We start from the raw sequence: 26,236 nt of genomic DNA, 5'->3' as shown, positions 1-26,236 counted from the left end.
CCCGGATGGAGCGCGCGGAAAAGATTGGTTTGGGCGTCGCGACGGCGGGGCATGTCCTGCTGTTCGGGCTGTTGTCGGCCGGATTTCTGGCGACCCCCAACCCGTTGAAGCTAAAGACCCCGCCGATGGAAGTCTCGATGGTGGACGAAGTCGCGCTGCAATCGACCGCACCGCAAATCTCGACCGCCCCGCCGCCGCCCAGCATCGCGCCGGAGCAGGGACCGACGGAAGACGCCGCACCCGCACCGGAACCGGCCCCCGCGCCAGAACCGACGCCCCAGCCGATGCCCAAGGAGGTTGCGAAACCCGCGCCTGCCAAGCCCCAGCCTGCCCCGAAAAAGCCTGCGCCCGCCAAGAAGGAAGTGGCCAAGGCAAAGCCCAAGCCCGCGCCCGAAAAGCCGACGCCCAAGGCCAAGCCCGCCCCGGCAAAGGCAACGCCTGCCAAAGCCAAGACGGACGCAAAGGCCAAGGCAGACGCCAAACCCGCCGCCAAGGCATCGACCAAATCCACCGCCAAACCCAAGGCCGACGCCCCCGCGCGCGCCTCCGGCCAGGGCAAGGCGGACAAGCCCAAAGGCTCGCTGCTCGGCAAGGATTTCCTCAAGGGCATCGACACCAATGCCGACGCGCCGCGTCGTCCCCCTGCTCCCGCGCCCGCCGCTGCCATGGGCGCAGCGCAAAAATCGGCGCTCGACGCCGAATTGCGCCGTCAGTTGAAACCGCATTGGCGCCCGCCTTCCGGGGCGGACGCCGACAAGCTCGTCACTCTGCTCGAAGTACGGCTCGACAAGAGCGGCGCGGTCATCGGCACGCCGCAGGTGATCGATCAGCTCGGCGTCACCGCCAGCAACCGGCCACAGGCCAAGCTCCATGCCGAACGCGCGATCCAGGCGGTGAAGCTCGCTTCCCCGTTCCGCAACATGCCACCCGAATTTTACGACCAATGGAAATGGCTCCGGCCACTCCGCTTTGACGCGAGGCTGAACCGATGAAACCCACCCTGCTCCGCCGCCTGCAGCTGGCGACCGCCGCGCTGCTCGCCTTCACCGCCCTGCCTGTTCAGGCCCAGCTATCGGTCGATGTCACCGGCGAGATTGACAGCAATGTCAAGGTCGCGGTCCCGCCGCTGCCCGCGCAGCAGGAGGTGGCGACCCCCGCCGGGTCCGCCACCGAGCTTGGCCGCAAAATCGCCGAAGTCATCGCTGCCGACCTCAAAGGCTCCGGCCTGTTCGACCCATCGGGTCCGGGCGGCCTGCCGGTCATCCCCTTTGCCGAAGTCACCTTCCCCCAATTCGACAAATGGGGCGCCTATCAGGCGCTGGTGCAGGGCTTCGTCCGCACCAGCGGCGGCGAATCCGACATTACCGTCGGCTGCTATCTCTATGATGTCGCGCTCAAGCAGGAACTCACCCGCCAGGGCTTCGTAGTCGCGCCGCGCGACTGGCGGCGTGCCGCGCATAAATGCGCCGACGCCATCTACGCCCGCCTGTCGGGCGAAAGCCCCTTCTTCGACAGCCGCATCGCCTATATCGCCGAAAGTGGGCCGAAGGGCGCGCGGGTCAAGCGCCTCGCCATCATGGACAGCGATGGTGCGAACCATCGCTTCATCACCAATGGCCAGTCGATGGCGCTCACCCCGCGCTTCTCGCCCGACTATAAATCGATCCTCTATGTCAGCTATCTCGGCAGCCGGGTCCGCCTCTATGTCTATGACATCGGTGCCGGGCAGCAGCGTCTGGTGACTGAAAGCAACAACCCGACCTTCGCCCCGCGCTGGTCGCCCGATGGCCGCAACATCCTCTTTTCGATGGCGGTGGCGGGCAATACCGACATTTACCGCATCGGGGCCAATGGCGGGACGCCGGTGCGCCTCACCACCTCGCCCGGCATCGATGTCGGCGGCAGCTATTCGCCGGACGGCAGCCAGATCATATTCGAAAGCGATCGGTCGGGCGGGCAGCAACTCTATATCATGAACGCCGACGGTTCGAACCAGCGCCGCATCAGCCATGGCGGCGGCCGCTATGCGACGCCCGAATGGAGCCCGCGCGGCGATCTCATCGCCTTCACCAAATTGTCGGGCGACTTCAAGGTCGCGGTGATGACGCCCAGCGGCGATAATGAGCGCATCCTGACCAATGGCTGGCAGGATGAACAGCCGACCTGGTCGCCCAATGGCCGTGTGCTGCAATTCTTCCGCACCACGCCGGGCCGCCAGGGCGCAAGCCAAGTGTGGCAGGTCGACCTGACCGGCGTCAACGAACGGCGCATCCCGACACCCTTGAGCGGCTCCGATCCGGCCTGGGGACCGCTGCTGCCCTGATAATCGCCCCGCCCGCCTGTCGCGACGGAACCCATTCGTCTTGACAGCGTAACGAACTTCACGGAGCCTGCCTGCGTCCCGATCCGAGCGCAGGCAGCGCTGAAACAAGGAGACACGCAATGCCATTGTCCCGCACCCTCTTGATGGCCACCGCCATCATCGCGCTCGCCGCTTGCTCGAAAAAGCCACCGGCCGAACTGCCGCCCGCGCCCGGTGGCACCGACACGACCATGCCCAGCGGCCCGACGACGCCGACCGGCCCGGTCAAGGGCAGCCAGGAAGATTTCGTCGCCTCGGTCGCCTCCGACCGCATCTTCTTCGCGCTCAACGAATATGATGTCGATGCGCAGGATCAGGCGACGCTCCAGAGCCAGGCCGCCTGGCTGCAACAGAACCCCGCCGTGCGCGTCACGATCGAGGGTCATGCCGACGAACGCGGCACCCGCGACTATAATATTGCGCTCGGCGAACGCCGCGCCAACGCCGCGAAAAACTATCTCGCCTCGCTCGGCATCGATTCGGGCCGCATCACCACCGTCAGCTATGGCAAGGAACGCCCCGCCGCCCTCGGCTCGGACGAAGCCTCCTGGGCGCAAAACCGCCGCGCAGTAACGGTAACGATCCAATATTGATCTGACGCCACACGCTGATCGAAAGGCCCGCCCGTCCCCGACCGGCGGGCCTCTTTCATGGGAAGAACGCCCCCCGCCTCCGTCATCCCCGCGAAGGCGGGAACCCATCTCCCAACCCAAACCCCGGCGAGACGACGAGAAATAAACGTCTGCATGCGGCCATCCCGCGCCAAACTGTATGGACAGGAAGCCGATAGATACTGTTCCCCGGCGGAGGCCGGGGCACTCTATCCGTGCCGCCAAAAGCTGCGCCATCACGCCGCGCAACTTACTCCACCCCAGCCCGCTGCTCCGCCATCCGCAAACTCAGCAAGCCCAGCAACTCGACCCCCACCTCGACCGCGCCATCAGGCAACCCACCCAGCAACCCCGCGCGCACTTCCGCCAACCGCGCCGCGATCTTCTCCGCCAGCGCCTTGCCCGCCTCCGTCAGCGCCAGCCGATTGGACCGTTTGTCATCAGGATCGGCGATCCGCTCGATCCACCCGGCGATCTGCAACTGGTCCAGCGTCCGCACCAGCGAGGGCGGGCTGATATCCAGCAACAGCGCCAGCTCCGCCTGCCGCGGCGGCTCCCCAAGCTGGTCGAGATGCACCAGGCACCATCCCGCGCTGCTCGACACGCCGAACTGCGCCAGCGCCGCATCCCCCATCTGCCGCCAGCCGCGCGCGACCGGAGCCAGCAGATGCAGCAAAGCCAATTCCTGTTCCGCGTCCGCCATAATGATTAGATAGCTAACTAATCAATTTGGCATAAGTCGCAACCTATGTCCGCCTCGCTGTCCGCTTTGGGGGTCCGGGCCGCGCCCGAACCCCCAAATCCGTCAGGCCCGCCGCGTCCCCGTAAAGGCCGAAGCCCCGAACGCGCCCAGCTGCATCGTGCCCGTGATCGCATCGCCGCTGACCGTCGCTTCGCATTCCAGCGTCATCGGCATCGGCATGGTCATTTCCATCTTCCAGGTCAGCACGTCGCCCGCGACCTTGCCATCGACCACGTCCAGCGATCCCATCATTCCGGCAAAGGTGCCGTTGAACCGGTCACCGCTGCTGATGACGGTGAACACGCCATTCTGGTCGCCCATCGGCGTCTTGGCCACGCAATCATAAGCGCCATCGACAGTTGCCATCTCATTCACTCCTTTAGGTTTTTTCTCAGTCAGCCAGGGTGCCGGTTTCGACCGGCAAGCCCACCGCGTCAAGCTGTGGCCGCACCAGTTTCGCGTCGCCCACCACGACCCAGATCAGCCCGTCGGCGTTGATCGCCTCGCGCGCCGCCTTGTCGAAATCGGCCGCCGTCATCGCCCGGTAGATTTTGGGCAGCGTCTCGTAGAAATCATCCGAACGGCCAATCAGGTCGTTGCGCATCATCGCCCCCAGCAGGTCCGACGAGGTTTCGAAACTGCCCGGCAGTGACAAGATCTGGCCGTTGATCGTCTGGTCGCGCTCGGCCTTGGTCGTGCCCTTGGTCGTCAGGAAATCCTTGATGTCCTGCCGCGCCGCGATGATGGATTCGCCCGTCTTGTCGCTCTGCACCGGGGCATAGACCAGCAGCGGGATCGTGTCCTTGACGCCGGGCAACGCCGTGCCCGCGCCATAGGCCCAACCCTTGGTCTCGCGCAGGTCCATGGTCAGCCGCGACGTCGTGCTGCCGCCCAGCACCTCGTTGGCGGACTGAAGCGTCACCGGATTGTCGGTGCCCTTCTTGGCGGTTAGTACCCCGGCCAGGATCATCGACTGCGGGCTTTGCGGCTTGTCGATCAGGATGATCCGCGCCGGGCGCGCCATCCGGTCCATGCGGAACAGCTTGGTCCCCTTCGCCGCTGCCGGGGCCTTCCAGTCGCCAAAGCGCTTTTCCAGCAAAGGCAGCAATTCGGTGAGGCTCGTATCGCCGGTTACGAAGATCTTGGCATTGTCGGGCCGCAGCCAGCCGTCATGGAAGGCGACCAGATCGGCCCGCGTCACCGCCTTGACCCCGCTCTCGGTGCCGGAGCCGGTGAAGGGGATGCCATAGGGATGCGCCGTGCCATAGAGCAGAGGCGGCAGCATCCGCTGGGCGATCGCCATCGGCTCGGTCTTCTCCGCCGCGATCCGCGTCAGCATCTGACCACGCAGCCGCTCGACCTCCGCCGGGGCAAAGGCAGGATTGCGCACCACATCGGCCAGCAGGCCAAGCGACGCATCCAGATTGGGCTTGAGCGCGAACAGGCCCACCGTAGTGCGATCCATGCTGTTGCCCGCACTCACCGCCGCGCCCAACCGCTCCTGCTCCTGCGCGATGGTGAGCGAACTGCGGGTCTTGGTCCCTTCGTCCAGCAGCGCCGTGGTCAGCGCCGCCGTGCCGAGCTTCGCCCGATCGTCAGCCGCATTGCCCGCATCGAACGCCACCGACACCCGCACCGTCGGCACCGTGGCGCGGCGCGCGAAGACGACCGGAATGCCGTTGCTGAGCTTGGCATGTTCGACCGGCGGAAAGTCGAGGTCCGCGACTGGCTCGATCGGCGGCTCGGCGATCTTGGTCGGCTTGGGCGGCGTTGCGGCGGTGGGTGCAGGCGCATCGGGGTCGCGGAAATAAGCGGGCTTCATCGTCGCATTGCCCGCCAGCGCATTATCCGCCGCCGTCCGCTCGCCCGGCGCCACGGTCAGGCGGAACACTGGACGGCCCAGCCACTTGCGCGCCGCTTCCGTCACTTGTGCCGGAGTCGCCGCGGCATAGGCGGCCAGATCCTTCTTGTAGGTCGCCGGGTCGTCCGAATAGACCGCGCCCTCGGCCAGCGTCACCGCCTTGCCGGAAAAGCCGCCCACTTGCTCCAGGCCCGAAATCGTCCCCGCCACCCGCTGCGTCGCGGCGCGCTGCACCTCGTCGGCGCTTGGCCCCTTGGCCAGATAGTCGGCCAGCAGCTGGTCGAGCCGCTTGCCCACCGCCACCGCATCCGCGCCAGGCTTCACGTCCACTGTAATCTCGGCGATGCTCAGCTTCTCGAACGGCTGGACATTGGCCTTGACGCCCACTGCGACCTTCTCGTCGCGCACCAGCGTCGTATAGAGCCGCGACGATCCCAGCCCGCCGAACACCGATAGCGCGAGGTCAAGCGCAGGCAGGTCCGCGCCATTGACGCCCGGCACCACCCAGTTGCGATAGAGCCGCGTTGCCGCGACATTATCCTTCATCAGCTTCTCGACATCCTTGTCGAGCGTCGGGACGGTCGCGTCAACATCCTGGGGCGGCGGCCCGGCGGGGATGTTGCCGAACCAGCGTTCCACCTTCTTCTTGGCCGTAGCGGTGTCGATATCGCCCGCCAACACCAGCACCGCATTGTTCGGACCATAATGCGTCTTGAACCACATCTGCACATCAGCCAGGCTCGCGGCATTCAGGTCCGCCATCGACCCGATGGTGGAGTGGCGATAGGGATGGCCTTCGGGCAGCAGCGCGGCGAGTTGCGCATATTCGACCAGGCCATAGGGCTGGTTCTCGCCCATGCGCTTTTCATTCTGGACGACGCCGCGCTGGGTATCCAGCTTCGCCTGCGTCACCGCACCCAGCAAATGGCCCATCCGGTCGGATTCCAGGAACAGCGCCCGGTCGAGCGCGCCCGTCGGTACCGTCTCGAAATAATTGGTGCGGTCGAACCAGGTCGTTCCGTTCCAGTCGGTCGCGCCAATATCCTCCAGCCGCCCGAAGAAGGGCCCATCGGCATTTTCCGACCCGTAGAACATCAGATGTTCGAACAAATGGGCAAAGCCGGTCTTGCCCGCAGGCTCGAAGCGCGATCCGACATGATACCAGACCGACACCGCCACCACCGGCGCCTTGCGGTCGGTATGGACGATGACGCGCAGGCCGTTCTTCAGCGTGAACTCTTCATAGGGAATGTCGACCGCCGACACGAGGCTGGAAAGCGGCGCGGGCGCGGCAACGGCGGCCGCACCCTGCGCCACCGCCTGGGTCACGGGCGTCATCGCCAGCATGGACAGGCCGATCAGCAGGGGCAGGCGGCGCGGCAGGGAAGACAGGATCATGAAGGAGCCTTCTGACAAAAGCAGCGGGGTGAAACCGCCAGCAGGATGGCGCTAGAATAGCGGGGCGTTTTAGCAGCGCAATACGCATACGGCTGGACAGCGCCAACCGCGACGATAGGTTCCGCTTCATCATCGACGTTAAAAGAGTAACCCATGCGCCTTCGCCTCCCCGTCCTCGCCTCCCTGCTCGCCCTCGCCGCGCCTGCAATCGCGCAGGAACCGACCTTCTCCCCCGACGCGATCCGCGCCGACGTGACATTCCTCGCCGACGACCTGCTCGAAGGACGCGATGCGGGCACGCGCGGCTATGACATCGCCGCCCGCTTCGTCGCCGCCCGCTTCGCGGCGCTCGGCCTGACCCAGACGGTCAAGGATAGCTGGTATCAGCCGGTCACGCTGGCATTGGCCGATCTCGACAAAAGCGCGCCCGCCGCGCTCACCATCGGCGGCCAGCGTTTCGCCAATGGCACCGATGTCGCGATCGGCGGCTTCGGTCGCGAAGCCAAGCAGAGCATCGCCGCCGGGGCCGTGTTCGTCGGCTATGGCCTGCAATCGGATCGCGAGAAGATCGACGATTATGCCGGGCTGGACCTCAAGGGCAAGTTCGCCGTCGCCCTTTCCGGCTCGCCCGTCGGCATGCCGAGCGAAGTCGGCGCGCATCTTGCCGCTGAAAAGGCGCTGGCGGCGCAGAAGGCCGGGGCCATCGGCCTCATCACCCTGCCCAGCCCCAGCCTGCTCGCCCGCATGCCCTGGGAAAAGCTGCGCGAGCGTAGCAACGATCCGGTCGTCAGCTGGATCGACGGCCAGGGCCAGCCCTATGTCCGCACCCCCGCCATCCGCGCCACGGCCACGGTCCATGGCCCGGCCGCCGACGCGCTCTTCGCAGGCTCACGCGGCAATCTCGCCACCATCCTGAAGCAGGCGGGCAAGAAGGGCGGCCGTCCCAAGGGCTTTGCCCTCAAGCCGCTCGTCACGCTGGAGCGCGCCAGTAACGTCAGCACGGCCCCCTCGGCCAATGTGCTGGCGGTACTGCCCGGCTCCGATCCGGCACTGGCCCATGAATATGTACTGCTGATGGCCCATCTCGACCATAATGGCGTCAAGGACAGCGCGAAGGGCGACGACAAAATCTATAATGGCGCGATGGACAATGCATCGGGCACCGCGACCATGCTGGCGGTGGCGAAGGCCTTTACCGAGGGCGGGGCGCGGCCCAAACGCTCGATCCTGTTCGCGGCTGTCACCGCGGAAGAGGACGGCCTGCTCGGCTCGCAATATCTCGCCAAGAATCCGGTCCTGCCGAAAGGCGGCAAACTGGTCGGGGTCGTCAATCTCGACATGCCGATCCTGACCTATGATTTTCAGGATGTCGTGGCCTTTGGCGCAGAACATTCGACGCTCGGCCCGATCGTCGATCGCGCGGCGGAATCGGTCGGCGTCGCCCTCTCGCCCGACCCGCTGCCCGCCGAAGGGCTGTTCACCCGTTCGGACCATTATCGCTTCGTGCAGGAAGGCGTGCCCGCCGTCTTCCTGATGACCGGTTTCGCCGGGCCGGGCAAAGCCGCGTTCGAACATTTCCTCAAGACCCAATATCACCAGCCATCCGACCAGATCGACCTGCCTTTCAACTGGGATGCCGCCGCCAAATTCGCCCGCGTCAACTATGCCATCGCCCGGCAGATCGCCGACGCACCGGAAGCGCCACGCTGGTATGCGCAGGATTTCTTCGGCGACGCTTTCGCCGCTGAGCAGCCCAAGGCGCCGATGCCCAAATAAGTCACGCGCCTGCGGAAATTGCGTATCGCCCCTTGTGTGGTTTTTAGGCAACACCACATGAGGGGCAGCATCACGAAGGGCCATTTATGAACCTCGAAAAATTCACCGACCGCGCCAAAGGCTTCCTGCAATCGGCGCAAACCGTCGCGATCCGCATGAACCACCAGCGGATCAGCCCGGACCATCTGTTGAAGGCGCTGCTGGAGGATGAGCAGGGCATGGCGTCCGGCCTGATCAAGGCGGCTGGCGGCGACGCGCCCACGGCGCTGCGCGAAACCGACGCGGCGCTGGCGAAAATCCCCGCCGTGTCGGGTAGCGGCGCGCAGCAGACGCCGGGCCTCGACAATGACATTGTGCGCGTGCTGGACTCGGCCGAACAGGTCGCGGCCAAGGCGGGCGACAGCTTCGTCACCGTCGAGCGGCTGCTCCTCGCGCTCACGCTGGCCACCACCACGGCGGCGGGCAAGGCTTTGGCGGCTGCTGGCGTAAAGCCCGAAGCGCTCAACACCGCGATCAACAGCCTGCGCCAGGGCCGCACCGCTGACACGACGGGCGCGGAGGATCGCTATGACGCGCTCAAGAAATTCGCCCGCGACCTGACGCAAGCCGCGCGCGATGGCAAGCTCGATCCCGTCATCGGCCGCGACGAGGAAATCCGCCGCACTGTCCAGATTCTCGCCCGCCGCACCAAGAACAACCCCGTCCTGATCGGCGAACCCGGCGTCGGCAAGACCGCCATCGCCGAGGGGCTGGCGCTGCGCATCGCCAATGGCGACGTGCCCGACACGCTCAAGGACCGCACGCTGATGGCGCTCGACATGGGCGCGCTGATTGCGGGCGCCAAATATCGCGGCGAGTTCGAGGAACGGCTAAAGGGCGTGCTGGACGAAGTGAAGGCGGCCGAGGGCCATGTCGTCCTCTTCATTGACGAGATGCACCAGTTGATCGGCGCGGGCAAATCCGAAGGCGCGATGGACGCGGGCAATCTCTTGAAGCCCGCCCTCGCGCGCGGTGAGTTGCACTGCATCGGCGCGACCACGCTCGACGAATATCGCAAATATGTCGAGAAAGACCCCGCGCTCCAGCGGCGGTTCCAGCCCGTATTCGTCGGCGAACCGACGGTCGAGGACACCATCTCGATCCTGCGCGGCCTCAAGGAAAAATATGAACTGCATCATGGCGTGCGGATCACTGACGGCGCGATCGTGTCGGCGGCGACGCTCTCCAACCGCTACATCACCGACCGCTTCCTGCCCGACAAGGCGATCGACCTGATGGACGAGGCCGCCTCGCGACTGCGCATGGAGGTGGAGTCCAAGCCCGAAGAGATCGAAAATCTCGACCGCCGCATCATCCAGCTCAAGATCGAGCGGGAGGCGCTCAAGAAGGAAAGCGACCAGCCCTCCAAGGACCGTCTGTCCGCGCTGGAGGCCGACCTTGCCAATCTGGAGCAGCAGTCGAGCGAACTGACCAGCCGTTGGCAGGCGGAAAAGGACAAGATTGCGGGCGAAGCCAAGATCAAGGAACAGCTCGATGCCGCCCGGCTCGAACTGGAACAGGCGCAACGTGCGGGCGACCTCGCCAAGATGAGCGAGCTGTCCTACGGCACCATCCCGGCGCTGGAAAAGCGGCTGGCCGAAGCGGCTACCGCGTCGGAAGGCGCGATGCTGCGCGAGGAAGTGACGGCCGAGGACATCGCCGGCGTCGTCGCCCGCTGGACCGGCATTCCGGTCGAACGGATGCTGACCGGCGAGCGCGAGAAATTGCTGGCCATGGAGGAAACTCTAGGCAAGCGCGTCATCGGCCAGGCCCATGCAGTCAAAGCCGTATCGACCGCCGTGCGCCGCGCCCGCGCGGGCCTACAAGACCCCAACCGGCCGCTCGGCAGCTTCCTCTTCTTGGGGCCGACGGGCGTCGGCAAGACCGAATTGACCAAGGCGCTGGCCGGTTTCCTGTTCGACGATGACAATGCGATGGTCCGCATCGACATGAGCGAGTTCATGGAGAAGCACAGCGTCGCCCGGCTGATCGGCGCGCCTCCCGGCTATGTCGGCTATGAGGAAGGCGGCGTCCTGACCGAAGCCGTGCGCCGTCGTCCCTATCAGGTCGTGCTGTTCGATGAGGTCGAGAAAGCCCATGGCGACGTGTTCAACATCCTGCTTCAGGTGCTGGACGATGGCCGCCTGACCGACGGGCAGGGCCGCACGGTCGATTTTACCAACACGATCATCGTGCTGACATCGAACCTGGGTAGCCAATATATTGCGGGCCTCGCCGACGACGAACCGGTCGAAAAGGTCGAGGATCAGGTGATGGAGGTCGTGCGCGGCCATTTCCGGCCTGAATTCCTCAACCGCCTGGATGAGGTCATCCTGTTCCACCGCTTAGGGGCCGCGCATATGGCCCCGATCGTGGACATTCAGGTGGCGCGGGTCGGCAAGCTGCTCAAGGACCGCAAGATCACGCTCGACCTGACAGACGGCGCCCGCGCCTGGCTCGGCCGCGTCGGCTATGATCCGGTCTATGGCGCGCGCCCCTTGAAGCGGGCGGTACAACGCTATCTGCAAGACCCCCTTGCCGACATGATCCTGCGCGGCCAGCTGCCCGACGGATCAACGGTACGGGTCGAGGATGGCGATGGGGCGCTGGTGCTGGGGGTCAGCTAAAGGACGAGGGCGTTGCGGATAGGCCGCAACGCCCTTTTACCGATCGGAATCAGCCGTTTGGGTTCATGCCTGCCCGGCTGCGGGTGATCATGTCATCGGCGTCGCGGTTCTGCTGTTCTGCACTCGCGCGCCATTCCGCATTGGTCTTGCAGACCCGCTCCTTCTGAACCAGCGACCCGGTGACGGCAAAGCGCTTGCAGCGCACAGCGTCTGGGTGATTCCGGTCCAATTTCGGCTTTTCCTGTGCAACGGCAGGCAGGGCGATCATGAACAGGGTCGATGCAATTACGGTCTTCAAAACATGCATGGTCAATTCTCCCAAAAGATCGGCCATCCGCCCCGTCTCTTCTGCGGGCTACGCCTTGGCCGACCGCTTAGTCGCCAAAGCGGGGATGGATTATCCTGCTGGCGTCGGCTGAGACATAGAATTGCGGCAAGAGCAGCGGTGGCGCAAGTGCGAAATGGGATGATGATGCGCGATCTATGGATCCAACCGCGAAGATTTGGCCGATCCTGTGGCGCAGCTTGTGCCGCATAGGCGGTCATGCCTACAATCCGGGTCATGACTGCTGCCCTCCCCTCTATAGATGACGTCATGACCAGCGCGGAGTGGCTCGCGCACCGTTATGATCCGGGGCATGACGCCTTTCACATGCTGCCGGTTGCGCGGGCGCGCCATGCCGCCGTTCCGTTCCTGACCGACGAATATCTCGTGCCGACACAAGCGCCGATGGTGTTGCGCCGGGCTGACGCCATGGAACGCGCCGCGCCGCCAGCACCCATCCACTTCATCTTTCATTCGGCCTATTGCTGCTCAACGTTGCTGGCCGCCGCCTGCGACATGCCCGGCACAGCCATGGGCGTGAAGGAACCCGTCCTGCTCAACGACTTGGTGGGCTGGCGATACCGCGGCGCGAAGGGACCGGACGTCGCGCGCATATTGGATGATGCGTTGCGTCTGCTCGCCCGCCCATTTGGCCCCGGCGAAGCCGTCATCATCAAGCCTTCCAATATCGTCAATCCGCTGATGCCCGCGATCATGAGCCTGCGCCCGGAGGCCCGCGCCTTGCTGCTCCACGCGCCGCTCGACGCTTATCTTGGTTCGATCGCGCGCAAGGGGATGTGGGGACGGCTATGGGTGCGCGACCTGTTCGGCAAGCTGGCGCGTGAGGGGATACTGGGTGGGCTGGGCATCGCGCCTGCCGACTATTTGGGGCTGACGGACATTCAGGTCGCAGCAGCCGGATGGCTGGCGCAGCAGCAGCAGTTCCAGATGGTGACCCAGCGTTTGGGCCAGCGGGTGGCGACGCTGGACAGCGAGACATTGGTGGCGCGTCCGTCGGACAGCCTGGCGGCTTTGGCCAGATTGTTCGGCCTGAACATCACGGCGGAACGGATCAAGTCCATCGTTGAAGGACCGGTCTTTGCGCGCGACGCCAAAATGGGACGTGATTTCGCGCCCGGTCAGCGCGCGCAGGAAGCGCGGCTGGGGTTGGACATGCATCGCGAGGAAGTCGAAAAAGTCAGCCAATGGGCTGTGTTGCTTGCAAACAACGCCGACATCCCGCTGACATTGCCGCTGCCATTGCTGGGCTAGATACTGGGCCATAACGGCGACCTGGCGTCAGAAGCAGCACAACATGAAAAAAGGGCCGGTGTTTCCACCGGCCCTTTTTCTTAAAGCATGTCCGAACGGATCAGAAGCGGAACTTCACCGCAGCAGCGTAGCGACGACCCAGCGCGTCGTAGGTCGACGGATAGACGTTGCCGCTGTTGTAGGCGGTCGAACCGATGGTCGAACCGACAACCTTGGGCTTGTTGTTCAGCAGGTTCTGTGCCGTCAGCGTCACCGTCAGATTGTCGGTGATGTGGAAACGGCCCGACAAGTCGAAATAATGTTCCGAAGGAATCTTGCGGAACTCTGGTTCGACCATGCAGCCGTCGGGATCAGTCCCTTCTGGATCGGCGCATTCAAAGCCGATGGCAGCAGCCAGATCGTCGGCCAGTGCTGCGGGTTCATATTCCACAGCGTTGATGAAGCGCCACAGCAGCGAGATGTCGAAATTGTCGAACGACAGCGTCGAACGCTGCGAGAACTGGAACTCCGGCTGAATGGAGGGGCAGTTCACGCTGTAGTAGCCCACGCAATCGCGATTGACCGAGGTCGGCGATGCCTGGAACTTCGAGCTGTTGGTCCAGTTACCGACGAACGACAGAGCCAGCTTCGCAAAGCCAACATCCTTCGCATAGTTCATCGTCAGATCGATACCATCGGTCGAAATCGTGCCGAGGTTCGACAAGCCCTGGAACAAACCAGTCGCCGTGTCACCGTCGAGACCGCCCGTGATCGGATCACGGCCGATGATCGTGCATGCCTCGCTGGTTGCATCCAAATTGTCGAAACAGGCCGCGATCGCATCACCAGGCGTCGGGGACGAGATCGCACCCTTAACCTTGATGTTGTAATAATCGATCGTTGCCGAGAAGCCCGACAGGAACGCTGGCTGAATGACTGCGCCGATGGTGTAGCTGTCCGACTTTTCCGGGCCGAGGGCGAGGTTACCACCACCGGTCGTACGGGCCTGAGCGGCGCTTGGCTGTTCGATGAAGCCGATCGAAGCGGCAGGCGCACCCTGTGCCAAACAAACGGCGCGCAAGGCAGCGTCGGTAACGGGAGCGGAACCTGCGCAAGGATCAACCGAAAGGTTGGTCAGGCCGGTGGTGACCGGCGAGAACAGTTCGGCGATGTTAGGCGCACGCACGGCGCGGGCATATTTGCCGCGAACCTTGAAGCCATCTGCCGGAGTCCAGCTACCGCCTGCGTTATAGGTCCAGGTTTCGTAACCGGGGCTGCCTGCGGCATTGATGCTATACTTCGAATAGCGCACGCCGCCTTCGATCGTGAGATCCTGGAAGAAGGGCTTGTCGGAGATCAGCGGAAGGATGACTTCGCCGACCGCTTCATAGACGTCATAACCGCCATCGATGTTCGGTGAAGCGCCGCCGGCACCACCCAGATCGCCCGACTGAGACAACAGGTCAGAAACCTGCGACGCCTGATATTTGCGACATTCACCGCCGATTGCGAAGGCAACCGGGTTGGCTGCCCAAGGCGAGGTCACGCCGATGTCACCGCTGATCGTGGCACGTGCCTGCGCCAGCGAGAATTTGGTGATGATCTGGCTTTCGGCGGTCAGGAAGTCGTTCATCTCATCAGTGATCGACCCTTCAGGACCGAAGATGTTGAGCGGAACGCAACCATTGGCCGCATTGAGGCACTCGGTCGTGCTGGTGGCATTCAAAGCCTGACGCACGCGCGAGTTCAGCCAATAACCCTGCTGGGTCTGGACATTCTCGCTCTCGCCATAGGCGCCGAACACATCCCAGTCGATCGTGTCGGTGATACCGCCACGCGCGCCGAGCTTATAGTCGAAGAATGTGGTGGTGAACTCCGAAACGCGGGGACCATTCTCAACCGAGCGGCGCGAGAAGTTCGACGTAAAGGTGCGGTAGTTGGGATCATTGGGATCGGTCGCACCCGCAGCCGCTGTACACTGGCCGATGGTCAGGCCGTTGGCAGCGCACAGTTCATTGCGAGCGGCCGTTGGCAGATAGGGGTTGCTGTAAGGCACCGTGATAGGGATGCCGAAAGCGCCCGATGGCGCGATGATGGTCTTGACCGTGTTCTTCGAAAAGATACCACGGCTATAGACTTCAACCGCGTCGCTGACTTCATAATGCGCCGATCCGAACATGTTGAAGCGTTCGAATGGCGTCTGGAAGATGTTGTAGGGGTTGAAGTTGAACAGCGAGTAGGTCGGAACCAGTTCGCCGGTGGTAGCGTCGATCTGCTGCGTGCCGCCGCCGGGAACGCTGATGCGAACGGGGGTCGCGGTACCCGAACCACCGATCGCGCCGCTGTAGGAATCGACATTGTTGACCGAGAAGGGACGACCACCCTGATAGATCGGGTCGGTCTGCTGATAGCCGATCGAGAAGACGGCATTACCGCGACCATCATCGAAATTGGCGCCCAGCGTCACGTCTGCGCGCAGCGTGTGGCCGTCGCCTTCTTCGGTGATCTGGTTCGAGAAATTCGCTTCCAGTCCCGAAAAATCGGACTTGGTGACGAAGTTGACAACACCCGAAATGGCGTCGGCACCATAGGTGGTCGATGCACCACCGGTCAGAACGTCAACGCGCTCCACCAGAGCGAGCGGAATGTTGTTGAGATCGAAGCGGCCGTTCAGTTCGGCAGGAACCAGGCGCGTACCGTCGAGCAGGACGATGTTACGGTTGGAACCCATGCCGCGCAAATCGACGAACGAAGCGCCGCCATTGCCATTGTTTACGGCCGAACCGATGCTGGGAACGATACCCGGAATTTCACGCAGAATTTCTTCGGCGGTGTTGTTCTGCTTCAGTTCGATGGTGTCAGCGCTGGTCGTCGTGACCGGGCTGGAGCGTTCCAGGTTCGGATTGCGGATCAACGAACCGGTAACGATGATGGTGTCGCCCGCTTCTGCACCAGCAGCCTGCGGCGCTTCCTGTGCGAATGCGGCGGTTGCGATCAGCGACGCGCCCAGGATCGCCGGTGCGGCGCTGGCACGCAGAAGTGCCCTCTTTGAAAATGTCTTCACGGTCCAGTCCCTTGCTCTGGAGGTTGGCAGATGACCTGCCACTCTATGTACCTACGGAGGGATAAGGTGCCCGACAGCGATCCCCCCATATGCATGGCCGCGAAACTGCGCGGGGAGCAGGGCGCTGTAAAGCGCGGGAAAAGGGCATTCACCGCTTTTGAATGGGGCTGTATCATAAATGCAACAAGCGCGTGCTAGAGCTGTTTTACGGCTGATTAGTAACATAATTTCGCGAATGCGCCCTGTTGCGATCCATTGATGTCTGCGCGTCGATCCTGCTCGACTGAAAATGGCGCAGACGCGACTGACCGTGGCGATCCTGCGATATATTGACCTTGTTTTCAGCCGATGCATGCTAGGGCGTGGACGGGTCGATTGAAGAGGAGAGACGGCATGAAGCGCTTGAACACCGGACTGATGGGCGTGTTTTTGTGCCTCACTACGGCCAGCGCGAGCGCCGCGCCGCAGCGTCAGCAGCCCCGGCCGGAGATTTTCACCGACCTGCTGCAATGCCGATCCATCGCGCAGGATGCAGAGCGACTGGCCTGTTTCGACCGTCAGGTCGGCGCGATCGACGCCGCTGCGCAGCGCGACGAAGTGGTCGTGTTGGACAAGAGCGAACTTAACAAGACGCGCAAGACGCTATTCGGTTTTTCCTTCCCCAAGCTGCCATTTCTGGGCGGCGGCGAAGAGGATGACAGTGGCGAGGCGAAGGTGGACGGCGTCGATCAGATCGAGGCGGTGATCACGTCGGTCCGCAGCCTGGGCTATGGCAAGTGGCAGATCGGGCTGGAAGATGGCGCGGTTTGGGCCACCACCGAAGCGATCAGCGCGCGCGACCCCAAGGTCGGACAGAAGATCGAACTCAAGCGCGCCGCCATGGGGAGTTTCATGGGCAAGGTCGAAGGCGGCCGCGCGGTGCGGATGAAGCGGGTCAGCTAAACCGCTTCATCGCCCCTCTTCACCGTCCCTGCGGCATCGGCCCCGCAACCAGCAGCGGGTCGATGCGCGCGTCGTTCCACTTCATGCCCCAATGAAGATGCGGGCCGGTCGCGCGGCCGGTCGCGCCAATCGCGCCGATGCGTTGCCCCTGGGTCACAGTCTCGCCGGGCTTTACATCGATTCGCGACAGATGCAGGAAGGCGCTGTTGAGGCCATGGCCATGGTCGATCATCAGCAAATGTCCTTCCAGCGTGAAGGGCTTGGCCGCTGCCGCCAGGATCACCACCCCATCGGCAGGGGCGACAACCGGCGTGCCGGTCGCGCCAGCGACATCGACGCCGCCATGATAGGCGCCCGGCTGCCCCTGATAGACACGCTGCGATCCGAACAGCCCGGAAATACGCCCCATCGCAGGCCAGATGAAGCGTTGCCGCCAGCCCCTGGCATCGGTGTTGAGCCTACGGGCGGCAGCGATCTGCGCCAGTTCGGGCTTGCGCAGCGCCAGGAAGGCTTCCGTGCTTTTGGTGGGGCGCATTGGTGCATTGATGCGCTCGATCCGCCAGGGGCGGGGCGCGATGGTCAGGCTTTTTTCGATCGTCCGCCCGTTGGCGAGCTGCGCCGTCAGTCGGGTGGTGGGCGCGGCGTCGCGGTCGAAGGCGATCAGGAAGCGGCCATCGGCATCGACCGGCACGACCTCCTCTCCCAGCCGAAGCGAGACTGTATCGGCAGGCGCGGTGCCAGCCACCACGCCGCCCTGCGTCATCGTGCCGGTAAGGCGGAGGTCGTCGGACAGGGGCAGTGCCGCCGCGATCGTTGCTCCCAAGACGGCAGGCAACAGCAGGAAGGCGACACGATTCATGGGATGCGTTTCGCCGCGCGCTCCGCCTGCACCGAGGCTTCCGCGCTGGCATAGGGTTCCTGCCGGGCGATGCTCCAATAGCGCAGATCTTCGAGCGCGATCTTCTGCCCCGTGACCGCGCACAGCACATGATCGCCCGCCTGCAACACGCGGAAGCTGTAGGGCATATAATGAAGCCGGGCGATCCGGTCGCGGTTGGACATGAGCATCGGTCGGGCCTTTCAGAAGGTCAGGAGAAAAGATCCTGCTGCGGCGGTGCGTCGGCGCTGCGCGGTTTGCGGGACTGGCGTGGTGTGGACGATATAGCGGCAGGGTCCGGCTTCTCAAGCAAGGCTGCGCCCTGCCCGACCGTCGCATCGACCGTTCCATCCTTGAAATGCAGCGTCACCGCGCCTGCAGCCTGCGCCGCCGCGACGGATTGGACGAGCCGCCCCCCTGCCATCACGCGGGCATAGCCGCGCGCCAGCGGCCGGTCGGGATCAAGCGAGGTGAAATGACGCGACACCCGGTCGAAGGCCGTCGCGCGATCGGTCAAGACCCGCGCCAGATAATCGGGACGCGGCCGCAACCGGTCGAGCCGCTCGCTTGCACGCGCGAGCTGCTGCTGGAGCAGCGCCGGTCGCAACGCGCCGCCCGCCTGTCCAAGCTGCGCGCGGGCGTCGGCAATACGGTGGCGCAGGCCGCTGGCCAGGGCCTCGGACAATTGATCGAGCCGCTGACGCTGCGGCGCGAGCAGCATGTCAGGGGTGGGCATGAGCCGCGCCTGCATGTCGAGGCGCTCTTTCGCCTGCGCCGCATTGCGGCGAACCGCGCGTCCGGCCCGCAGGCCCATTTCAGCGAGGGTGGCGAGGAGGTCGGCGCGCACCGGCACTGCCATCTCCGCCGCTGCGGTGGGGGTGGGCGCGCGGCGATCGGCCGCGTGATCGCACAGGGTCGTGTCGGTCTCATGCCCGACCGCCGAGATGATCGGGATGGTGCAATCGGCGACGGCGCGGACGACGATTTCCTCGTTGAAGCTCCACAAATCGTCGATCGACCCGCCGCCGCGCGCGACAATGACGAGGTCGGGCCGGGGCACGGGGCCGCTGCCATCCATAGCGGAAAAGCCGCGCACCGCCCGCGCGATCTGCTCGGCGGCCCCATTGCCCTGCACCAATACCGGCCAGACCAAGACGTTGGTGGGGCAGCGGTCGGCAAGGCGGTGGAGAATGTCGCGGATCACAGCGCCAGTGGGCGAGGTGACGACGCCGATGGTGCGGGGCAGAAAAGGCAAGGGCTGTTTGCGCTCGACTGCGAACAGGCCTTCGGCGGCGAGCTTCGCCTTGAGCTTTTCGAGCAGCGCCATCAGCGCGCCTTCGCCCGCCAATTCCATCCGCTCGATCACGATCTGATATTTGGAACGGCCGGGGTAAGTGGTGAGCTTGCCGGTGGCGATCACCTCGACCCCGTCCTGCGGGGAAAAGGCGAGCCGCTGCGCGCCGCCCTTCCACATCACCCCGTCGAGCACGGCATTATCGTCCTTGAGCGCCAGATAGAGATGGCCCGAAGCCGCCCGCTTGAAACCGGAAATCTCGCCGCGCAACCGGACATGGCCAAAACGGTCCTCGACCGTGCGCTTGAGCATGCCCGACAATTCACTGACCGAGAGCGGCGGCGCGTTGTCCCCTGCGCGTTCCTCCGCTAACAGGCGGCCCATACTGTCATAGGCATCGAAATCCGGGGACATGGGCGACATGAATATCCTTTTGCTTGGCGGCGGTGGCCGCGAACATGCGCTGGCGTGGAAGCTGGCGCAATCGCCCCGGCTCGATACGCTCTACGCCGCGCCGGGCAACCCCGGCATAGCCGAGCAAGCGACGTTGGTCGACCTCGACGCGACGGATCATCGCTCCGTGCTGGATTTCTGCACCCGCCATTCGATCGGCCTGGTGGTGATCGGTCCCGAAGCGCCGCTGGTGGACGGGCTGGCCGATAATCTGCGCACCATGGGGGTTCCGGTGTTCGGCCCCAACAAGAAGGCGGCGCAATTGGAGGGGTCCAAGGGGTTCACCAAGGATCTGTGCCAGCGTGCCCGTATCCCGACCGCCGCCTATCAGCGCGTCACCAGCAAGGATGGCGCGATCGCCGCGCTCGATGATGTCACGCTGCCGGTGGTGATCAAGGCCGATGGCCTGGCGGCGGGCAAGGGCGTCATCATCGCGGAGACGCACGAGGAAGCGCTGGATGCACTCGACACCATGTTTTCGGGCGCGTTCGGCGCGGCCGGTGAGGAAGTGGTGCTGGAAGAATTCATGACCGGCGAGGAAGCCAGCTTCTTCGCGCTGACCGATGGCAGCGCCATCCTGCCCTTCGGATCGGCGCAGGATCATAAGCGCGTCGGCGATGGCGACACCGGCCCCAATACCGGGGGCATGGGCGCTTATAGCCCCGCGCGCGTGCTGACGCCCGAACTGGAACGCCAAGTGATCGACACGATCATCGCGCCGACGGTGGCGACGATGGCGGCAGAGGGGATGCCCTATTCGGGCGTCCTCTATGCCGGGCTGATGCTGACCGATCAGGGGCCAAAGCTGATCGAATATAATGCCCGTTTCGGCGACCCGGAATGCCAGGTGCTGATGATGCGCTTCGATGGCGATCTGGTCGATTTGTTGCTGAGCGTGGCGCAAGGGACGTTGGCTGAGCAGGGGCCGGTGCAACTGGCGGACCGCACGGCGCTGACCGTCGTGATGGCGGCCAATGGCTATCCGGGCACGCCGGAAAAGGGCGGCGCGATTCAGGGAATCGATGCGGCGCAAGCGCGTGGCGCGATGGTGTTCCATGCAGGGACGGCGCAACAGGCTGGTGCGCTGGTCGCCAATGGAGGGCGCGTGCTCAATGTAACCGCAACGGGGGAGAGCGTCGGAGCAGCGCAGGCGGCCGCCTATGCCGCCGTCGATGCGATCGATTTTCCGACCGGCTTCTGCCGTCGCGACATTGGCTGGCGCGAGGTTGCACGCGAACAGGCGTGAAGGCTTGCCGTTCGGGACAAAGCGTCCCTACATAGCCGCACGATATTCAGGGAGGCGCGTGATGCAGGAATTTTTCATGGACTATGGGCTGTGGCTGCTGGTCGGGCTGCTGGTGATCATCGGCCTTGTCTTCCTGTTGTCGGGCAAGAGTAAGACGAAAGAGGTTGCGCCACCTGTTGCTGTCGAGGTGGAAACCATACCGGTTGCAGCCGTTCCGGTCGCTGCCCCCGTGCCAGTTGCGCCCGTGGGGATTGAACTGGTAGTGGTCGAACCCGTGGCGGTAGAGCCGATTACGGTAGAGCCTGTCGAGGTGATCGAAGCGGAAGCGCCTGCGCCCGTGGCTGCCGTGACATCGGAAGCAGGCGAGGATGACCTGCTGCGCATGAAAGGGGTCGGCCCCAAGCTCAAGGCGTTGCTGAACGAACTGGGCATCACCCGCTTTGCGCAGATCGCTGCTTGGACCGACACGGACATTGCCGCGATCGACGCAAGGCTGGGCAATTTCAAGGGCCGTCCGATCCGCGACCAGTGGGTTGATCAGGCGAAATATCTGGCAGCGGGCGATATTGCCGGATTCGAAGCGCAATATGGCAAATTGTAAAGCCTGAGCGTCAGCCCGGCGCACCCCCCAATATTTCGCGGGCGCGGGGCGCCAGCCGATCCGTCGCAGCAGCATGAATGCCGGGCGCAGCGCAAAGCAGGCCGAAAGCGGTCGGTTTGGGGCGGTTGAAGCGCATGGGCGCACCCAAGGCGTCGGTGACCGTCGCCCCGGCCCGCTGACAGATCAGCGCGGCGGCGGCGACATCCCACTCATTGCCCCAGCGCACCGTGGCGACCAGATCGGCCTCGTCGGCGGCCACCATCGCCATGCGCAGCGCGATGCTGTTGGGTTTTTCGACCGTCACCAGATCGCGGTCGATGCGCGGCAGTTGATCGGCGGGGACGCGGGCACCCGGCAGCGTCGTGCGGTCGCCCGCGCGCAGCGTCTGTCTGTTGCGCGTCGCGGGGCCATCCGCCTGCGCGATCCACAGTTCATTGCGGGCGGGCGCGGCCAATATGCCGAGCCGAACCGCGCCATCCTCGATCAGCGCCACCGAAACCGCCCAGCCGGGCCGTCCGCGCAGATAATCGCGCGTGCCGTCGATCGGATCGACCACCCAGACGCGCGGCACGCCCAGGCGATGAACCGTGTCGGCCGTCTCCTCCGACAGCCAACCCGCTTCCGGGTCGATCAGGCCCAGCCGCTCGCGCAACAGCGCATCGACTTCCAGATCGGCCTCACACACCGGATGGCCCGGCACCTTTTCCCACTGGCGCACGCGGGTATCGCCGCCCGCCCAGAGGGTCAGCGCATGATCAGCCGCATCGGCGACCGCTGATACGATCGCGCGCAGGTCTATCTCAGCCCCCGGCAACGGTCATTCCATCCACGCGCAGCGTCGGCACGTTCATGGCATAGCGAAAATGCAGGTCGTTGGCGGGGATGAGCGCGCGGAACATGGCCTTCAAATTGCTGGCGATGGTGATTTCCGACACCGCATGGGCGACCGCGCCATTTTCGATCAGGAAGCCTGCCGCGCCCCGGCTATAATCGCCGGTGACGCCATTGACGCCCATGCCGATCAATTCGGTGACATAGAGGCCGCGCTTGACGTCGGCCATCAGATCGCCCGGCGACACTGTGCCCGCCTCCATATGGACGTTGGTGATGCTGACGCCCGGCGCGCCGCTGCCGCCCCGGCTCGCATGGCCGGTCGGTTTCAAGCCCAGTTGCCGGGCCGAAGCACTGTCCATCAGCCAGCCGGTCAGCACGCCCCGGTCGATCAGCGCACGCGGTGCAACCGGCAACCCTTCGCCATCAAAGGGGCGCGAGCGCAGCCCGCGTGGCACCTGCGGATTGTCGATGATGGTGACGCCCGCGTCGAACAGCGCTTCGCCCAGCGATTCGAGCAGGAAGCTCGACCGGCGCGCGATCGCCGGGCCGACCATGCCGCCGATCAGATGGCCAAGCAGGCTGGAGCCGATGCGCGGATCGAAGATCACCGGCATGACGCCACTTTCCACCTTCACCGGATTGAGCCGGGCGACCGCGCGCTGGCCTGCGCGCATGCCGATCGCCTCGGCATTGTCCAGATCCTCCAGATGGCGCACGCTATGGCTGGCATAGTCGCGCTGCATGTCGGACCCTGCGCCTGCCAGCACGCTGGCCCAAGTCGAATGATTGGTACCCGCATAGGCACCGGCAAAACCATGGCTGGTCGCCAGCGCCACCTGGCTGCGGCCATTCGATGCGCCGCCGCCTTCGCTGTTGGTGATGCCGGGCACCGATCGCGCAGCTTCCTCCGCCAGCAGCGCGCGTTCGCGCAGCGCAGCGGGTTCGGGCTCTTGCTCATCGGTCAGGTCGAGCGCAGCCGGGCGCTTCTTCATGAGGCGATCTTCGGGTGCGAGACCCGCATAAGGGTCTTCCGGGGCTTCGCGCGCCATGGCAACGGCGCGATCGACCAGCGTGGCCAGCGTCGCGGGGTTCATGTCTGACGCCGAAATGCTGGCCGACCGGCTGCCAATGAAGACGCGCAGGCCGATCTCCTCGCCCTCCGACCGTTCGACATCCTCCAGCAGGCCGAGCCGCACCGACACATTGGTCGAGGCGTTGCAGGCATAGATGGCGTCGGCCGCATCCGCCCCTGCCTTGCGCGCGGCGCTGACCAGATCCTGCGCGCGCGACTGGGCTTCTTCTAGGCTGAGCATGGAGGCGTGGGTGTCCCGAAACGATAAGAGGAGCCTGTGGCCTTACGCGCTTGCGCCCATGGGAGCAACGTCCGCCAGCCAGCGGTCGAGCAGGTGCCAGGCGACTGCCATCTGCGGCGGCGCGAGGAAAGGCGCGCCCTGTTCCTCCGCTATCGCCGCGCGAACGGCGTCGGCATCGCACCAGAAGGCATCCTCGATCTCGGTCGGATCGAGCGTCAGCGCATCGTCGTCCGCCTGCGCGATGCAGGCGATCATCAGGGACGAGGGGAAGGGCCAGGGCTGGCTCATGACATAGCGCACGTCGCGAACGCGGATGCCCGCTTCCTCGAACAATTCGCGCGCCACGGCTTCCTCGATCGTCTCGCCGGGTTCGACAAAGCCCGCCAGCGCCGAATAGCGTCCCTGCGGCCAGGCATGTTGCCGCCCGACCAGCACCCGGCCCCGATATTCCGCGAGCATGATGACGACCGGATCGGTGCGCGGGAAATGTTCGGCGGCGCAAAGATCGCAACGCCGCGACCAGCCTGCCTTCACTGGCTGGGTCGGCCCGCCACAGACGGAGCAGAAACGGTGGCGTGCATGCCAGTGAACCAGGCTGCGCGCGGTGCCGTAGAGCGCGACCTCCGCCGCTGGCACCAGCCCGGCGATGGCGCGGCTGCGCGGGGTAGGGATGAGATTGGGGCCGAGATCGGCGACCAATCGCGCGAAAATCGGCTGTCCGGCAGGGTCGATGCCGAGCAGCACATGATCCGCGACATGGGCGTCCGCCGCCAGCGGCTCCAGCAGCAGATGGCCGTTCACCTCGATCGGCTCCAGCCCGTCAAGCACGAGTAGCCGCGCGGCGGCATCAGCGAAGGCTTCCGCCAATTTGGCCGGGTTGGTACGGATATGATCCACCCGATCGATCGTGCCGCCAGCGAAGCCGGGCAGTTTCTCTATGACCGGATTAGTGCCGTGCATCGCTGACATCCTCTTTCTTCATGGCCGTTTCAGCCGCGCGCACGAACAGCGTCGGCAATCCCGCCTCCGCCAGTCGATCGATCGGCCACCATTCGCCCGCACCTGACGGCACATGATCCTGATTCACCTGGATCGCATGGACCGTCAATGCCAGCGAGAAATGGGTGAAGACATGGGCGACCGGCGGCTCCAGCCTTCGCCATGGTCCGGCGAAGGGCGGGGTCGGATCGGGCGCATCGTTCCATGCCGATCCGGGCAAACCGCGCATCCCGCCCAGCAATCCCTTGTCCGGGCGGCGCACCAGCCAGACATGACCATCTGCCCGCTCGATCCAGAAGGCGTGACCCAGCCGATGCGGCTTGGCCTTTTTCGCGGCCTTGACCGGAAAGGCGGCAGGGTCGGCGGTCAGGACGGCGGCGCAATCGGCGCGCAAGGGGCAGATGCCGCATGCGGGATTGCGCGAGGTGCAGATGGTCGCGCCCAGATCCATCATCGCCTGGGCAAAATCCCCGGCACGGGCATCAGGCGTGATTCTATCCGCCGCTTCGCGGATCGCCGGACGGGCAGCAGGCAGCGGGGTCGTGATCGCGAACAGCCGGGCAACGACCCGCTCAACATTGGCATCCACCACCACGGCGCGGCGACCAAAGGCGATCGCGGCAACCGCAGCGGCGGTATAGGCGCCGACGCCCGGCAGCGCGCGCAGGCCGTCCTCCGTATCGGGGAAATTCCCGCCATGCTCGCTCGCCACCGCGCGCGCGCAGGAGAGCAAGTTGCGGGCGCGGGCATAATAGCCAAGTCCGGCCCAGGCGGCCATCAAATCGGCATCCGCTGCCGCCGCCAGCGCCTCCACGCTCGGCCAGCGTTCGGTGAATTTGGCGAAATAGGGACCGACTGCTGCCACCGTGGTCTGTTGCAGCATCACTTCGGACAACCAGACGCGATAGGGATCGGTCGCATTGCTCCCCGGCGGCGCGCGCCAGGGCAGGCGACGAGCATGGACGTCATAATGGGCGAGCAGGTCGCTCGCGATTTTTGACTCTCTACCCTCGACGCGCATGGCGGCCCTATGCCATGGTGCGGGCGATGACGGAACGCCCCCCAGTGCCGAAAGTGAAAAGCCGCGCCGCCTTGCCCGTGGAGCGGCCCCGGATCGGTGCGAGCCGCCAGATTGCCGACCTGATGCCCGACATCGGCCGCGCGGCGTTCCGCAAGTTCGGCTTCGTCCAATCCAGCATCGTCACCCGCTGGACCGAGATTGTCGGCAACCATTATGCCGCGATCACCGCGCCCGAATCGATTCGCTTCCCGGTCGGCAAGAAGGCGGGCGGGACATTGCAGCTGACGGTGATGAGCGGCCATGGACCGATGGTGCAGCATATGCTGCCCGACATGATCGAGCGGGTGAACCGCTTCTTTGGCTATGCCGCCGTCGCCAAAGTGGCGATGCGGCAAGGCGATATTCTGCCAGCAACCGCCGAACGCCGTCCGCCACCGCGCAATTTGCGACCCATCCCGGTCGAGCTGGGCGATTCGCTGCGCGGCATTGGCGATCCCGAATTGCGCACCGTACTGGAGTCGCTGGCACAGGGGCTTGCCAATAGCAGCGGCCCGCCCAAGATCGGCTGATGCCGTTACGCTTTTGTTCAGCCGACATCCG

22 protein-coding genes are annotated in these 26,236 nt (G+C 64.8%); 10 read left to right on the top strand and 12 right to left on the bottom strand.

The window, feature by feature from the left end; translation table 11 throughout:
* Positions 1-5 precede the first annotated feature (5 nt).
* The 3 genes from BSY17_RS12100 to pal all read left to right on the top strand — a co-directional run bounded on the left by BSY17_RS12100 (position 6) and on the right by pal (position 2,955).
* Positions 6-992, top strand: a complete 987-nt coding sequence (locus BSY17_RS12100; RefSeq protein ID WP_069065692.1) for a cell envelope biogenesis protein TolA — start codon at positions 6-8, stop codon at positions 990-992.
* On the top strand, positions 989-2,323 hold the full coding sequence (gene tolB, locus BSY17_RS12095; RefSeq protein WP_069065691.1) for a Tol-Pal system beta propeller repeat protein TolB: 1,335 nt from the start codon (positions 989-991) through the stop codon (positions 2,321-2,323). The genes BSY17_RS12100 and tolB overlap by 4 nt, the downstream gene beginning before the upstream one ends.
* A gap of 119 nt (positions 2,324-2,442) precedes the next feature.
* Positions 2,443-2,955: a peptidoglycan-associated lipoprotein Pal gene (pal, locus tag BSY17_RS12090; protein WP_037472304.1), complete on the top strand. Its 513-nt coding sequence runs from the start codon at positions 2,443-2,445 to the stop codon at positions 2,953-2,955.
* A gap of 268 nt (positions 2,956-3,223) precedes the next feature.
* Here pal and BSY17_RS12085 read toward each other — a convergent pair whose 3' ends face one another.
* The 3 genes from BSY17_RS12085 to BSY17_RS12075 form a co-directional block, all read right to left on the bottom strand.
* Positions 3,224-3,676 (bottom strand): MarR family winged helix-turn-helix transcriptional regulator, encoded by a 453-nt coding sequence (locus BSY17_RS12085; RefSeq protein ID WP_069065690.1) that lies wholly within the window; start codon positions 3,674-3,676, stop codon positions 3,224-3,226.
* A 102-nt stretch (positions 3,677-3,778) separates the two neighbouring features.
* Positions 3,779-4,081: a hypothetical protein gene (locus tag BSY17_RS12080; RefSeq protein WP_069065689.1), complete on the bottom strand. Its 303-nt coding sequence runs from the start codon at positions 4,079-4,081 to the stop codon at positions 3,779-3,781.
* A 25-nt stretch (positions 4,082-4,106) separates the two neighbouring features.
* Positions 4,107-6,974, bottom strand: coding sequence for a M16 family metallopeptidase (locus BSY17_RS12075; RefSeq protein ID WP_069065688.1), 2,868 nt, complete (start codon positions 6,972-6,974; stop codon positions 4,107-4,109).
* Between the two features lie 153 nt (positions 6,975-7,127).
* Here BSY17_RS12075 and BSY17_RS12070 point away from each other — a divergent pair, with 153 nt between their 5' ends.
* Together BSY17_RS12070 and clpB are read left to right on the top strand one after the other, a co-directional pair.
* Positions 7,128-8,750, top strand: coding sequence for a M28 family metallopeptidase (locus tag BSY17_RS12070; protein ID WP_069065687.1), 1,623 nt, complete (start codon positions 7,128-7,130; stop codon positions 8,748-8,750).
* 86 nt (positions 8,751-8,836) lie between these two features.
* A complete protein-coding gene (clpB, locus tag BSY17_RS12065; protein WP_069065686.1) occupies positions 8,837-11,416 on the top strand; it encodes an ATP-dependent chaperone ClpB in 2,580 nt (859 codons plus the stop codon).
* Positions 11,417-11,465: 49 nt separating this feature from the next.
* On the opposite strand, the gene BSY17_RS12060 is transcribed toward clpB, so the two are convergent.
* Positions 11,466-11,684 (bottom strand): hypothetical protein, encoded by a 219-nt coding sequence (locus BSY17_RS12060; RefSeq protein WP_409593673.1) that lies wholly within the window; start codon positions 11,682-11,684, stop codon positions 11,466-11,468.
* 327 nt (positions 11,685-12,011) lie between these two features.
* On the opposite strand from BSY17_RS12060, the gene BSY17_RS12055 reads away from it, so the two are divergent.
* Positions 12,012-13,013 (top strand): hypothetical protein, encoded by a 1,002-nt coding sequence (locus tag BSY17_RS12055; protein WP_237236535.1) that lies wholly within the window; start codon positions 12,012-12,014, stop codon positions 13,011-13,013.
* A 100-nt stretch (positions 13,014-13,113) separates the two neighbouring features.
* Here the strand turns inward: BSY17_RS12055 and BSY17_RS12050 are convergent, their stop codons facing one another.
* Positions 13,114-16,056, bottom strand: coding sequence for a TonB-dependent receptor domain-containing protein (locus BSY17_RS12050; RefSeq protein WP_069065684.1), 2,943 nt, complete (start codon positions 16,054-16,056; stop codon positions 13,114-13,116).
* A gap of 393 nt (positions 16,057-16,449) precedes the next feature.
* Between BSY17_RS12050 and BSY17_RS12045 the strand changes: the two genes are divergently transcribed.
* Complete coding sequence (locus BSY17_RS12045; protein ID WP_069065683.1) at positions 16,450-16,998, top strand: hypothetical protein; 549 nt, start codon at positions 16,450-16,452, stop codon at positions 16,996-16,998.
* Between the two features lie 19 nt (positions 16,999-17,017).
* Here the strand turns inward: BSY17_RS12045 and BSY17_RS12040 are convergent, their stop codons facing one another.
* Genes BSY17_RS12040 through xseA form a run of 3 tightly spaced genes read right to left on the bottom strand, consistent with a single transcriptional unit; the run spans position 17,018 to position 19,583 of the window.
* Positions 17,018-17,857, bottom strand: a complete 840-nt coding sequence (locus tag BSY17_RS12040) for a M23 family metallopeptidase (protein WP_069065682.1) — start codon at positions 17,855-17,857, stop codon at positions 17,018-17,020.
* Positions 17,854-18,066 (bottom strand): DUF2093 domain-containing protein, encoded by a 213-nt coding sequence (locus BSY17_RS12035; RefSeq protein WP_069065681.1) that lies wholly within the window; start codon positions 18,064-18,066, stop codon positions 17,854-17,856. The genes BSY17_RS12040 and BSY17_RS12035 overlap by 4 nt, the downstream gene beginning before the upstream one ends.
* Positions 18,067-18,086: 20 nt before the next feature.
* Entirely contained in the window at positions 18,087-19,583 is a 1,497-nt protein-coding gene (gene xseA, locus BSY17_RS12030; RefSeq protein WP_069065680.1) for an exodeoxyribonuclease VII large subunit, read from the bottom strand.
* 7 nt (positions 19,584-19,590) lie between these two features.
* On the opposite strand from xseA, the gene purD reads away from it, so the two are divergent.
* Both purD and BSY17_RS12020 read left to right on the top strand, forming a co-directional pair.
* Complete coding sequence (gene purD / locus BSY17_RS12025; RefSeq protein ID WP_069066938.1) at positions 19,591-20,868, top strand: phosphoribosylamine--glycine ligase; 1,278 nt, start codon at positions 19,591-19,593, stop codon at positions 20,866-20,868.
* 61 nt (positions 20,869-20,929) lie between these two features.
* On the top strand, positions 20,930-21,469 hold the full coding sequence (locus BSY17_RS12020) for a hypothetical protein (protein WP_069065679.1): 540 nt from the start codon (positions 20,930-20,932) through the stop codon (positions 21,467-21,469).
* A gap of 10 nt (positions 21,470-21,479) precedes the next feature.
* On the opposite strand, the gene BSY17_RS12015 is transcribed toward BSY17_RS12020, so the two are convergent.
* Genes BSY17_RS12015 through mutY form a run of 4 tightly spaced genes read right to left on the bottom strand, consistent with a single transcriptional unit; the run spans position 21,480 to position 25,636 of the window.
* Positions 21,480-22,283 carry a 3'(2'),5'-bisphosphate nucleotidase CysQ gene (locus BSY17_RS12015; RefSeq protein ID WP_069065678.1) on the bottom strand — a complete coding sequence of 268 codons (804 nt, stop codon included), beginning with the start codon at positions 22,281-22,283 and terminating at the stop codon, positions 21,480-21,482.
* A complete protein-coding gene (locus BSY17_RS12010) occupies positions 22,270-23,616 on the bottom strand; it encodes a TldD/PmbA family protein (RefSeq protein WP_069065677.1) in 1,347 nt (448 codons plus the stop codon). The genes BSY17_RS12015 and BSY17_RS12010 overlap by 14 nt, the downstream gene beginning before the upstream one ends.
* Before the next feature lie 42 nt (positions 23,617-23,658).
* Positions 23,659-24,576, bottom strand: a complete 918-nt coding sequence (gene nudC / locus BSY17_RS12005) for an NAD(+) diphosphatase (protein WP_069065676.1) — start codon at positions 24,574-24,576, stop codon at positions 23,659-23,661.
* Positions 24,563-25,636 carry an A/G-specific adenine glycosylase gene (mutY, locus tag BSY17_RS12000; RefSeq protein WP_069065675.1) on the bottom strand — a complete coding sequence of 358 codons (1,074 nt, stop codon included), beginning with the start codon at positions 25,634-25,636 and terminating at the stop codon, positions 24,563-24,565. The genes nudC and mutY overlap by 14 nt, the downstream gene beginning before the upstream one ends.
* A gap of 26 nt (positions 25,637-25,662) precedes the next feature.
* On the opposite strand from mutY, the gene BSY17_RS11995 reads away from it, so the two are divergent.
* On the top strand, positions 25,663-26,205 hold the full coding sequence (locus BSY17_RS11995) for a DUF721 domain-containing protein (protein ID WP_069066937.1): 543 nt from the start codon (positions 25,663-25,665) through the stop codon (positions 26,203-26,205).
* Positions 26,206-26,236 lie beyond the last annotated feature (31 nt).

It is taken from the genome of Sphingobium sp. RAC03 (genome assembly GCF_001713415.1).
In the GTDB taxonomy this organism is placed as follows: Bacteria; Pseudomonadota; Alphaproteobacteria; order Sphingomonadales; family Sphingomonadaceae; genus Sphingobium.
The sequence above is the reverse complement of the archived record's forward strand: the minus strand, read 5'-3'. Positions and strand labels throughout refer to the sequence as shown.